General features: G+C 71.0%; 9 protein-coding genes. All 9 read right to left on the bottom strand.

The features are described 5' to 3' along the window. Nucleotides 1–31 precede the first annotated feature (31 nt). From murG to rsmH, 9 genes are read right to left on the bottom strand one after another with little or no spacing between them, the layout of a single operon-like run. The gene (gene murG / locus HQQ85_RS01850) at nt 32–1,135 is read right to left on the bottom strand and encodes an undecaprenyldiphospho-muramoylpentapeptide beta-N-acetylglucosaminyltransferase (protein WP_173180807.1); all 1,104 of its coding nucleotides are present in this window, start codon (nt 1,133–1,135) and stop codon (nt 32–34) included. Beyond that, on the bottom strand, nt 1,132–2,346 hold the full coding sequence (gene ftsW / locus HQQ85_RS01845; RefSeq protein WP_371741722.1) for a putative lipid II flippase FtsW: 1,215 nt from the start codon (nt 2,344–2,346) through the stop codon (nt 1,132–1,134). Before ftsW ends, murG begins: the two co-directional genes overlap by 4 nt. Further along, nucleotides 2,306–3,856 (bottom strand): UDP-N-acetylmuramoyl-L-alanine--D-glutamate ligase, encoded by a 1,551-nt coding sequence (murD, locus tag HQQ85_RS01840; protein WP_173180805.1) that lies wholly within the window; start codon nt 3,854–3,856, stop codon nt 2,306–2,308. Before murD ends, ftsW begins: the two co-directional genes overlap by 41 nt. Further along, entirely contained in the window at nt 3,853–4,947 is a 1,095-nt protein-coding gene (mraY, locus tag HQQ85_RS01835; RefSeq protein ID WP_173180804.1) for a phospho-N-acetylmuramoyl-pentapeptide-transferase, read from the bottom strand. Before mraY ends, murD begins: the two co-directional genes overlap by 4 nt. Further along, nucleotides 4,944–6,395, bottom strand: a complete 1,452-nt coding sequence (gene murF, locus HQQ85_RS01830) for a UDP-N-acetylmuramoyl-tripeptide--D-alanyl-D-alanine ligase (RefSeq protein WP_173180803.1) — start codon at nt 6,393–6,395, stop codon at nt 4,944–4,946. The genes mraY and murF overlap by 4 nt, the downstream gene beginning before the upstream one ends. Before the next feature lie 4 nt (nt 6,396–6,399). Then, a complete protein-coding gene (locus HQQ85_RS01825; RefSeq protein ID WP_173180802.1) occupies nt 6,400–7,986 on the bottom strand; it encodes a UDP-N-acetylmuramoyl-L-alanyl-D-glutamate--2,6-diaminopimelate ligase in 1,587 nt (528 codons plus the stop codon). A 15-nt stretch (nt 7,987–8,001) separates the two neighbouring features. Next, nucleotides 8,002–9,828 carry a penicillin-binding protein 2 gene (locus HQQ85_RS01820; RefSeq protein WP_173180801.1) on the bottom strand — a complete coding sequence of 609 codons (1,827 nt, stop codon included), beginning with the start codon at nt 9,826–9,828 and terminating at the stop codon, nt 8,002–8,004. 12 nt (nt 9,829–9,840) lie between these two features. Continuing rightward, entirely contained in the window at nt 9,841–10,515 is a 675-nt protein-coding gene (locus HQQ85_RS01815; RefSeq protein ID WP_173180800.1) for a hypothetical protein, read from the bottom strand. After that, entirely contained in the window at nt 10,512–11,468 is a 957-nt protein-coding gene (rsmH, locus tag HQQ85_RS01810; RefSeq protein ID WP_173180799.1) for a 16S rRNA (cytosine(1402)-N(4))-methyltransferase RsmH, read from the bottom strand. The genes HQQ85_RS01815 and rsmH overlap by 4 nt, the downstream gene beginning before the upstream one ends. Nucleotides 11,469–11,522 lie beyond the last annotated feature (54 nt).

Genomic DNA, 11,522 nt, shown 5'->3' with positions numbered 1-11,522 from the left:
GTGCTGCCGGACATCCGACACAACGTTACGCTCACCGGCGCCCGCCCCCGTCACCGGCCAGCGCGCGTCCGACGAGCTGCACGAGCCGCTCGGCCGCGTCGGGGATGCCGACCGAGCGCGCGGCGGCCGCCATCGCGTCGATGCGCGGCCGGTCGGCGAGGAGCGGCACGAGCTCCGCCACGACCCGCCCGGGCAGGAACTCCGCGTCGGGCACGATCGTCGCCCCGCCCGCGTTCACGAGGTCGAGCGCGTTGAAGCGCTGCTCGCCGTTGCCGACCGCGTAGGGCACGAGCACCGACGGCACGCCGACGACCGCGAGCTCGGACACCGTCGATCCGCCGGCCCGCGAGACGGCGAGGTCGGCGACTGCCAGGGCGAGGTCCATCCGGTCGCAGTAGTGCAGGAAGGCGTAGCCGGGCAGACCGGGATCGGCGACCTCGGCCTGGTTCCCGGCGATGTGCAGCACGTTCCACCCCGCGCCCACCAGGGCGGGTGCCGACGCCACGACGGTGGCGTTGATGCGGCGGGCGCCGAGCGATCCGCCGGTGACGAGGAGGGTCGGCCGGGCGGGGTCGAGTCCGAACGCGGCGGCGGCCTCGAGGCGGGCGGCGTCCCGCGCACCCGCATCGGCCAGGGCCGTCACCTCGCGCCGGAGCGGCATGCCGGTGAGCGTCGCGTTCGGCAGCCGGGTCGCGGCGAAGCTGACGCCGACGTAGGGGCTGAAGCGGGCGCCCAGCACGTTCGCGAGCCCGGGCTTGGCGTTGCCCTCGTGGATCACGAACGGCACCCGGGCGCGCCGCGCTCCGAGGTAGCCGGGCGCCGAGGCGTAGCCGCCGAAGCCCACCACGACGTCGACACCCCGGCTGCGGATGAGCGAGGCCACCTGCGCGATCGTGCGGCGCAGGGCATCCGGGAACCGCAGGGCGGCTCCGTTCGGCCGCCGCGGGAACGGGAGCTTGGGGATGGTCAGCAGCTCGTAGCCGCGCTCGGGCACGAGCCGGGCCTCGAGGCCCTCCGCGGTGCCGAGCACGAGCACGGTCGCGTCGGGCTCGCGTCGGCGCAGTTCGTCGGCCGTGGCGAGCAGCGGGTTCACGTGGCCCGCCGTGCCGCCTCCGGCGAGGAGGTACGTCGTCATCGGGCGGCCGCCTGCTCGTTCTGGGAGTTCTCCCGGGCGATGGCGAGGACGATACCGATCGCGGCGAGGGTCGTCAGCAGCGCCGAGCCGCCCGAGGAGATCAGCGGCAGCGGCACGCCGAGCACGGGCAGCACGCCGAGCACCACGGCGATGTTCACGAACGCCTGGCCGATCAGCCACACCATCACGGCGCCGGTGGCGACCCGCGAGAACATGTCGGTCGACGAGCGGATGATGCGCACGAACGCGATGGCCAGCGCGATGAACAGCAGCAGCACCACGACCGCGCCGATCAGCCCCAGCTCCTCGCCGATGATGGCGAAGATGTAGTCGTTGTCGGCCGCCGGCAGCCACGACCACTTGGCGCGGGAGTTGCCGAGCCCGACACCGAAGACGCCGCCGCTGGCGAGCGCCCAGAGGCCGTGCTGCGCCTGCCAGTCGGTGCCCTCGTAGTCCGCCCCGCCGCCCGTGAAGAAGGCCATGATGCGCGTGGTGCGGCTCTCGCTGGAGAAGGCGACGACCACGGCGATGAGGGCTCCCGCGATGACGGGGAGGAAGAGCATCCTGAGCTTGATGCCGGCGTAGAAGAGCGCGCCGAAGACGAGGCCCGCCATGATCATCACGGTGCCGAGGTCGCCGCCGAGGAGCACCAGCAGGATGGCGCCGCCCGCCACCGGGAGGATGGGGATGACGACGTGACCGAGCTGACCGAGCAGCGGCTCCTTCTTCGTCAGGATCGACCCCATCCAGATGACGAGGGCGAGCTTCACGAGCTCGGAGGGCTGGAAGTTGACGCTGCCGACGCCGATCCAGTTCAGGTTGCCGCCGACCTCGATGCCGAGCGGGGTGAACACGAGCAGCTGCACGCCGACCGCCACGAAGATCGCCACCCAGGCCCAGCGCTTGAAGAAGCGGATGGGCAGGCGCGAGATGACGAGCATCAGCGGGATGCCGATCAGGGCGAACATGCCCTGCTTCCAGAACACGCCGAAGAAGCCCTGACGGCCGACGTAGGAGTCGATCGAACTCGAGGAGAGCACCATCACCAGGCCGAGGAGCACCAGGAAGAGCGTGGTCCCGAGCAGCAGGAAGTAGTTGCCCGACTCGGCCGTGAAGACCTGGCCGAGCGAGATGCGGGCCGAGCGGGGGCCGCCGTCCAGGCGGGCGCGGTCAGTGGGCCGCGGGAGGCTCCGGGAGGGCGTCGTGGTCACCGTCTGTACCTCCCACGTGCTTGCGCACGGCCTCCGCGAATCGGTCACCGCGGTCGGCGTAGTCTGCGAACTGGTCCATCGATGCCGCGGCCGGGGCCAACAGCACGACGTCTCCGGGCAGAGCCGCACCGGCCGCCAGGGCGACCGCCGCGGTCATCACGTCCTCAGTCTCTTCGTGATCGACCTCGAACAGCGGAAGCTCCGGCGCGTGTCGCCGGATGGACGCGAGCACCTCGCTGCGGTCGACGCCGATCACCACGACGGCGCGCACGCGGGCGGTGCCGTCGGGGCCGCTGGAGGCCACCGAGGAGGCGACCAGCGGATCGATGTCGACGCCCTTGAGCAGCCCGCCGACGACCCAGACGACCGAGGGGTAGGCCTTGATCGAAGCGGCGGCCGCGTGCGGGTTAGTGGCCTTGGAGTCGTCGACCCAGGTCACTCCCCCGGCGCTCACCACGTGCTCGATGCGGTGGCGGTCGAGGCTGAAGCCCGCGAGGGCGGCGCGCACGGCCTCGACCGAGATGCCGTAGCTGCGGGCCAGGGCCGCGGCCGCCAGCACGTCGGCCACTGTGTGGGGTGCGCCGAGTCCGCGCAGGGCGAGCTCCTCGACCGTGGCGATCTCGAGCGCCGAGTCGCGGCGCTCCTCGAGGAAGGCCCGGTCGCAGAGGATACCGTCGACGATGCCGAAGTCGCTCGGGCCGGGCACGCCGAGCCCGAAGCCGATGGCCCGGGCGCCGTCGACGACCTCGGCCTCCTCGACCATGCGCATCGTGAGCTCGTCGGACTTGTTGTACACACAGGCCACCTGGGTGGCCGTGTAGACGCGCGCCTTGGCGGCGGCGTAGGCCTCGAAGGAACCGTGCCAGTCGAGGTGGTCGTCGGCGACGTTCAGCACGACCGACGCCCAGGGCGACATGCTCGAGGTGGAGTGCAGCTGGTAGCTGGAGAGCTCGACCACGAGCACGTCGAAGCCCTCGGGGTCGCGGATCGCGTCGAGCACCGGGATGCCGATGTTGCCGCACGGGGCCACGCGGTGCCCGGCGGCCAGCAGCATCGAGGCGGTGAGCTGAACGGTGGTGGTCTTGCCGTTGGTGCCGGTCACGGCGATCCAGTCGGCGGGCCTGCCGGTCTGCGGGTTCACGACCTTGTCGCGGAGGCGCCAGGCGAGCTCGACGTCGCCCCAGACCGGGATGCCGCGGGACTCGGCCCACGCGATCAGGGCGTCGTCGGGGTGGTAGCCGGGAGACGCCACGACCAGCTCGGGATCGTGCTCGACGAGCGCATCCGGGATCTCACCCGACGGCGCCAGCTCGAGCCGGGCCCCGATCACGGGGACGAGGTCGGAGTACTCCTTCGACGCCTTCGCGGCGACGACGAGCACCGAGGAGCCGAGCTCCGTGAGGGTGTCGGCCACCGAGAAGCCGGTCATGCCGAGGCCGAGCACGGCGACCCGCAGGCCGCTCCAGTCGGCGTGCCAGCTGGTCAGGCCCTCGAGGCGCTCGGCGGTCATCGGGAGAGCCACTCGAGGTAGAAGGAGCCGACGGCACCGGCGACGAAGAGGCCGGCGATGATCCAGAAGCGCACCACGATGGTGACCTCGGCCCAGCCCTTCATCTCGAAGTGGTGGTGCAGCGGGCTCGCCCGCCAGATGCGCTTGCCCTTGGTGAGCTTGAAGTAGGTCAGCTGCACGGCGACCTGGCCGGCGACGATCACGAAGATGCCGCCGATCAGGATGAGCAGCAGCTCGGTGCGCGACAGGATCGCCAGAGCCGCCAGCGCGCCGCCGAGGGCGAGCGAGCCGGTGTCGCCGAGGAAGATCTTGGCGGGGTTGGTGTTCCACCAGAGGAAGCCGATCAGCGCACCGACGATGCTCGCCGCCACGACCGCGAGGTCGAGCGGGTCGCGCACGTCGTAGCACTTGTCGAGCACGTCGAGGTCGAGCGTGGCGTTGGCGCAGGACTGGTTGAACTGCCAGAAGCCGATCACGATGAACGAGCCGATGGCCAGGATGCTCGACCCGGGCGCCAGCCCGTCGAGGCCGTCGGTGAGGTTCACGCCGTTCGAGGTGGCGATCACCATCACGCAGATCCAGATGACGAAGGCGATGGTGCCGACGATGACGCCCCAGGACAGGAAGTCGAACGGCAGGTCGCGGATGAACGAGATCTGCGTCGACGCCGGCGTCTCGCCCTGCGTGTTCGGGAACTGGATCGCGAGCAGCGCGAACACGACGCCGACGATCACCTGTCCGGTGATCTTGGCCCAGGGCGTGAGGCCGAGGCTCCGCTCCTTGTGCACCTTGAGGAAGTCGTCGAGGAAGCCCACGATGCCGAGCCCGGTCATCAGGAACAGCACCAGGAGGCCCGACATCGTCGGCATCTCCTGCGTGGCGATCGCCGAGACGAAGTAGCCGAACAGCACCGCCAGGATGATCACGATGCCGCCCATGGTGGGCGTTCCGCGCTTCACGTGGTGGGCGTCGGGGGTGTCGACGTTGATGAACTGGCCCCAGGCGAAGCGCTTGAACAGCCGGATGAACACCGGTGTCAGGAAGAGCGAGAACGCCAGCGAGATCGAGGCCGAGGCGAGAAGGGTGATCATGTGGTCGCCTCCGCGATCTTGTCGCCGAGGAAGCGCAGGCGCGCCGAGTTCGACGACTTCACCAGCACGAGGTCGTCGGGTCGCAGCTCGGCGGCGATCAGCGCGTAGGCCTCGTCGGCGTCGGCCGCGAAGACGGCCTCCCCGCCCCACGATCCCTCGTGCTCGGCGGCGAGGTGGATGGCGCGGGCGCCCTCGCCCACGACGAAGAGCTTGCCGATGTTCAGCCGCACGACCATCCGGCCGATGCGGTCGTGCTCCTCGACCGAGTACGGGCCGAGCTCGCTCATCTCGCCGAGCACCGCGACCGTGCGCTGCCCGGGGGCGGCGATCTGGGCCAGGGTCTTCAGCGCGGCCGCCATGGAGTCGGGGCTGGCGTTGTAGGCGTCGTTGATGACGGTGGGGCGGTCTCCGCCGCCCATCACCTCCATGCGCCAGCGCTCGGCGCGGGTCACGGTCTCCAGCGCGGCCACGATGTCGTCGATGCCGACGCCGAGCACGTGCGCGGCCGAGGCCGCGGCGAGGGCGTTCATCACGTGGTGCTCGCCGAGCACGGCGAAGCGCACGGGGCGCGACTGCCCGTCGGGCAGGTGCAGCGTGAAGGTCGTGCCCGAGGCGCTCGCCTCGATCTCGGTGGCGCGCACCTCCGCGTCGTCGCCGAGGCCGAACCAGAGCACGCGGGCGCGGGTCTTCTCGGCCATGCCGGCCACCCGGGCGTCGTCGCGGTTGAGCACGGCGACGTCGCTCTCGTCGAGGTCGATCACCATCTCGGTCTTGGTCGCCAGCGTGGTCTCGATGCCGCCGAACTCACCGGCGTGCGCGAGCCCGACCGTCAGCACGACGCCGACGTCGGGCTTCGCCATCCGGATCAGCCGGGTGATCTCGCCCTTGCCGCTCGCGCCCATCTCGGCCACGAGGAACCGGGTGGTCGGCGTCAGCTTCAGCATGGTAAGCGGCGCGCCCACCTCGTTGTTGAACGAGTCTCGCGGGGCGACCGTCTCGCCGACGCGCTCGAGCACGGCACGCAGCAGGTTCTTGGTGGTCGTCTTGCCGTTCGATCCCGTGATGCCGACGATCTTGAGGTCTCCGGATGCGCGGACCCGGCTCACGACGTCGGTGGCGAAGTGGCCCAGCGCGACCACCGAGTCGTCGACGACGATCTGGGCGACCGGCAGCTGCCGGCCCGCCTCGCGCTCGGCGTCGGCGAAGGCGTGCTCGACCACCACGAGAGCGGCGCCCGACTCGACGGCCGCGCCGACGAAGCGGTGGCCGTCGTCGAACTCGCCGCGCTTGGCGACGAAGACGTCACCCTCGCCGATCAGGCGGGAGTCGGTGTCGACGGTGCCGTTCACCACCGTCGCCGGGGAGTACCCGGCGTCGGCGGCCGCGTCGGTGATCACGAGTTCGCCCTGGAGCGCCTCCGCGATCTCGGTCAGTGTGAGATCGAGCATGTCGTCAGAGCCATCCGTGTTCGTGCAGCGCACTGCGCGCGTCGTCGCGGGCCGAGTAGGGGATGCGCTCCCCCGCGACCTCGTGGTAGTCCTCGTGGCCGGGGCCGGCGTAGAGGATGACGTCGCCCTCGCCCGCGAGGGAGAGCGCCGTGCGGAAGGCGGCCCGCGGGTCGGGCACCTCGTGGATCTCGCGATCGGGCACGGCCGCCCGCGCGCCCGCGATCAGCGCGGCGCGGATGGAGGCCGGGTCCTCGAAGCGGGGGTGGAAGTCGGTGACCACCACGGCGTCGGAGAGCCGGGCCGCGATCGCGCCCATCTCCTCGCGCTTGGAGGGGTCGCGGTCGCCGTCGGCGCCGAACAGCATGATCACGCGGCCGTCGGAGACGCGGCGGATCGACTCGAGCGTCGAGGTGAACGCGTCGGGGCTGTGGCCGTAGTCGATGTAGACGATGGGGCCCGACTCGCCGGAGACCTTCTCGGCCCGGCCCGGGATGTACACGTCGATGCCGGCGACGAAGCCGTCGTCGTGGATCTCGGTGCCCTCGGCGTCGTGCGCGATGTTCAGCGCGTGCGCGATGGCGTCGAGGTCGAAGCCCGACTCCACCAGCATCACGATGGCGAGGGCCGCGTTGGCGGCCATGTAGGCGCCGAGCAGCGGCACCGAGGTGGTCAGCGTGCGGTGGTCGGGCCCCCGCAGGGTGAATGTGGTGCGCTCGGGGCGCTCCTCGTCGATCGTCAGCGTCCACTCCGCGTCGGCGGCGGGGTCGGTGGCGATCGTGGTGATCGGGATGCGCGACTCCTGTGCGAGCCGGCCGCCCCAGTCGCCGTCGACCATCACGACGCCGCGGCGGGCGCGGTCGGGCTGGAACAGCTCCCGCTTCGCCGCGTAGTAGACGTCCATCGTCTCGTAGTCGTCGAGGTGGTCGTGGGTGAGGTTGGTGAACCCGACCACGTCGAAGACGATGCCGTCGACACGGTGCTGGGTGATGGCCTGCGCCGAGACCTCGAGCACGACCGAGCGCACGTCGGCCTCGCGCATCCGTGCCAGCATCGCGTGGATCTCGGTGGCCTCGGGGGTCGTGAGCTTGGAGACGATGACCTCGTCGCCGATGCGGCGCTCGGCGGTGGTGCTGATGCCGGCCACCACGCCGAGCTGGCGGAGGATCGCCTCGAGCAGGTAGGCCACGCTCGTCTTGCCGTTCGTCCCGGTGACGCCGAACATCGTCGGCGGCTCCTCGCGGGTGCGGTAGATCCACGCCGCGAGCTCGCCGAGCGCGAGCCTCGGCTCGGGGGTGACGATGATCGGCAGACCGGCGTCGGCCGCGATCTCGGCGCCCTCGTCGTCGGTCAGGATCGCGACGGCACCCGCCTCCCTGGCGGCCTCGGCGAACCGGGCCCCGTGGTGCCGCTTGCCGGCGAGCCCCACGTAGAGGTCGCCCGGAACGACGTCGTGCGAGGACAGAGTGATGCCCGACACGACCTCGGAGACGGGCAGGCCGCGCTGCTCGAGGCCGAACTCCTCCACGAGATGCGGCAGGGACCGCTCGATCGGATGCTCGGGTCGAAGCGCCGAAGAACCCCGATCAGCCACTGGTCTCCTTGGTGCTCAATACGTCGTCGGCAGGTCTGGCGAAGGAACGGTGGAGGGAAGCACGCGCTTCTCCTTCAGCACCTGCGACATGATCTTCTGGAAGACCGGTGCCGCAGCCAGGGCCGACTCAATGGTAACGGGCTTCGCGATGGTGACCGAAACGACGTACTGCGGGTCCTCGGCCGGAGCGAGTCCGGCGACCGAGGTGATGTAGCTGTCGCCGTAGGCCCCCGACCCGTCGCTCATCTGCGCCGTGCCGGTCTTCGCGGCCACCCGGTAGCCCGGAATCGATAGCTCCTTCGAGGCGTAGCCGCCCGAGACGACGGTCTCGAGCATGTTCACGACGTCGGTCGAGACGGTGCTCGGCACGATCTGCTCACCCGTCGCATCCGGAGCACCCGCCATCGTGCCGTCTTCGCCCTTGCAACCCTCGAGCAGCTGCACGGGCAGGCGCACGCCGCCGTTGCCCAGCGTCTGGTAGAGGCTCGCGATCTGGATGGCCGTGTTCGACACGCCCTGGCCGAACGTGGTGGTGAGGTTCGTCTGGTCGTCCCACTCGTCCCACGGCGCCAGGATGCCGCCCGACTCCGCCGGGAAGCCGACCTCACTGGGCTTCGTCATGTGGAACTTCTCGATGTAGTCGTAGCGCTGCTGGCTCGAGAGCAGCTCGCCCAGCATCGCGGTGCCCGTGTTCGAGGACTCCTGCATGACGCCGGCGAAGGTGAGCCGCAGCGGGTCGACGTGGAACTCGCTGTCGCGGGTCGACGCGCCGTTGGCGTCGGTGAAGATGAACGGCGCCTCGACCTGGGTGCCGACGTTCGCGAGACCGGCGTCGAGCACAGAGGCGGCGGTCAGCGCCTTGAAGGTCGAGCCGGGCTCGAACGGCGACTGGAAGGCGATGGAGCCGCGCTGGTCCGCCGGCGTGGCGTCGATGTCGTTGGGGTCGACGCTCGGGTAGTCGGCGACGGCGAGCAGCTTGCCGGTCTTGACCTCCTGCACCACCACGGTGCCCCAGGCGGCTCCGGTCTCCTGGATGCGCGCCAGCAGCGCCTGCTGCGAGAACCACTGCAGGTCGCTGTCGAGGGTGAGCACCGCGGTGCCGCCCTGCTTCGCCTGCACCACGGTCTCGCTCGAGCCGGGGATCGCGACGCCGTCGGCCCCGCGTTCGTAGGTCTCGACGCCGTCGGTGCCGGTGAGGCACTGGTTCTGCATCTGCTCGACGCCGGAGAGCCCGACCTCGTCCTCGGTGCCGGCGGTGTCGCCCGTCTCGGTGGCGCTCGGGTCGGCGTCGGGATCTTCGCCCATGAAGCCGACCACGCTGCCCGCCACGGCCCCGTTGGGGTAGGTGCGCACCGGGTTCGACTCGTAGTACAGCCAGGGGATTTGGAGGTCGCGGATGGCACGGAAGGCGTCGACGTCGATGCCCGTGACCACCACCACGTGGTTCGAGGACGGGTCGGCGGTCAGGATGCCGTACACCTGCTCCGGCGTCTGGCCGATGATCCCGGCGATCTCCCCCGCGGCCTGCAGCGCCGTCACGTCGACCGTCTTGCCGTCGTCACCCGTGCGCTCGAAGTCGGTGACCGACTTCGGCGAGGCGGTGACGTCGTAGCGCAGCACGGTCGTGGCGAGCACCGTGCCGTCCTCGTCGACGATGTCGCCGCGGAGGCCGTAGGAGGTGGTCTCAGCCGAGAGCTTGTCGAACGACTCGGCGTTCAGGGTGTCGGCCTGCACGATCTGGATGCTCACCAGCCGGATCACGAAGACCGCCACGACGGCCATCACGGCGACGACGGCCACGGCGGCACGACGCCGGGTGGTGCGGTTCGCGGCGGTGTTCACGAGCGCCGGGGATCAGCGGGTCGTCGGGGAGGGAAGAGCACCCGTCCACGGTACGTCGGCCGGAGCCTCGGCCACGGGAGGCGCGCTCGCCGTGTCGGCGGTGGCCGCGGCATCCGCCGCTGCTCCGGCCGCCGCAGCGGCCGCGGCGTCGGCCGGGGTCGCCGCGGTGCCCGTCACGGGGTTCAGCGAGGCGTTCGGGATGAGCGACTGCCCGCCGGTGACGGAGCCGGTGGCACCGGCGGCGACCGGCGAGCCGAGCACGGCGCCGTCGGAGAGGCGGAGGTAGACGGGCGCGCTGTTGGCGACCATGCCGAGCGACTCGGCGCTGGCGGCCAGGTTCTGCGGCGAGGACAGCGAGTCGTACTGCTCGCTCAGCGTCTGGTTGGTGCGGTCGAGCTCCTTCTGCTGCTGCTGCAGCGAGGAGATCTCGTAGGCGCCGTCGGAGAGGCCGATCGAGAGCATGAGCTGGGTGATGACGATGGCGAGCACCCCGGTGACCACGACGGCCGCGTAGGCGATCTTGGGGCGCGCCCGGCGCTGCTGACGGGTCGGCACGACCTGGATGCGCCGGGGCGCGATCGGGTGCTCGACACCGGGCAGGTCGAGGTCGAAGTCGGGCTCGACCGCGACCGCCTGGGCGAAGGCGGCACGGGGGCGGCTCATGGATGCACTGGCCAGGTTCGTCATGCGATCCTCCTGATTCGTTCTGCTGCACGGAGGCGGACGGGGATGGAACGGGGGTTGCGGGCGCGCTCGTCGTCGTCGGCGAGCTCGGCGCCGCGCACCAGGAGCTTCAGCTCGGGCCGGTGCTCGGGCAGCTCGACCGGCAGGCCGGCGGGGGCGGTCGAGGCGGCCCGCTTCATCAGCTCCCGCTTGACGATGCGGTCTTCGAGCGACTGGAAGGCGAGCACGACGATGCGGCCGCCGACGACCAGGGCGTCGATGGCTTTGGGCAGGGCCCGCTCGAGCACCGAGAGCTCGGCGTTCACCTCGATGCGGAGGGCCTGGAAGACGCGCTTGGCGGGGTGGCCGGAGTTCGAGAACTTGGCCGGCGTGGCGGCCTGGATGATGTCGACGAGCTGCCCCGACCGGAGGATCGGCGCCTCGTCGCGGGCCCGCACGATGAAGCGGGCGTAGCGGTCGGCCAGCTTCTCCTCGCCGTAGTCGCGGAAGATGCGGCGGAGGTCGGCCTCGGAGTAGGTGGCCACGATCTCGGCGGCGGTGAAGGCCGCCGTGTCGTCCATGCGCATGTCGAGCGGCGCATCCTTGGAGTAGGAGAAGCCGCGCTCGACCTCGTCGAGCTGCATCGACGAGACGCCGAGGTCGAACAGCACGCCGTCGACCTCGTCGATGCCGAGCCCCTCGAGGGCCTCGTCGATCTCGTCGTAGACGCAGTGCACGAGGTCGATGCGGTCGGAGAAGCGCTGGAGCCGCTCCCCCGCGAGACGGAGGGCGTTCGGGTCGCGGTCGAGGCCGACGAGGTGCAGCTCGGGAAAGGCCTCGAGGAAGGCCTCGGAGTGACCGCCGAGCCCGAGGGTGCAGTCGACGAGCACGGCGCCGGGGCGGCCGAGGGCCGGGCCGAGGAGCTCGATGGAGCGTTCGAGGAGAACCGAGGTGTGGATGCCGGAGTAGTCGGTCATGGTGATGCGGCCGGTGCTTCGCAGTCCCTGATCCCCGTCCGTTCCGACCTGCCG

Source organism: Herbiconiux sp. VKM Ac-2851 (assembly GCF_013205105.1).
GTDB classification, from domain to species: Bacteria; Actinomycetota; Actinomycetes; order Actinomycetales; family Microbacteriaceae; genus Herbiconiux; species Herbiconiux flava.
This window is presented reverse-complemented; position numbering and strand designations above follow the sequence as displayed.

What these genes read in the sequence shown, in the direction of transcription:
- rsmH (WP_173180799.1), bottom strand. Translation starts at nt 11,468, where the DNA reads ATGACCGACTACTCCGGCATCCACACCTCGGTTCTCCTCGAACGCTCC.
- mraY (WP_173180804.1), bottom strand. Translation starts at nt 4,947, where the DNA reads ATGATCACCCTTCTCGCCTCGGCCTCGATCTCGCTGGCGTTCTCGCTC.
- HQQ85_RS01815 (WP_173180800.1), bottom strand. Translation starts at nt 10,515, where the DNA reads ATGACGAACCTGGCCAGTGCATCCATGAGCCGCCCCCGTGCCGCCTTC.
- murD (WP_173180805.1), bottom strand. Translation starts at nt 3,856, where the DNA reads ATGACCGCCGAGCGCCTCGAGGGCCTGACCAGCTGGCACGCCGACTGG.
- murG (WP_173180807.1), bottom strand. Translation starts at nt 1,135, where the DNA reads ATGACGACGTACCTCCTCGCCGGAGGCGGCACGGCGGGCCACGTGAAC.
- murF (WP_173180803.1), bottom strand. Translation starts at nt 6,395, where the DNA reads ATGCTCGATCTCACACTGACCGAGATCGCGGAGGCGCTCCAGGGCGAA.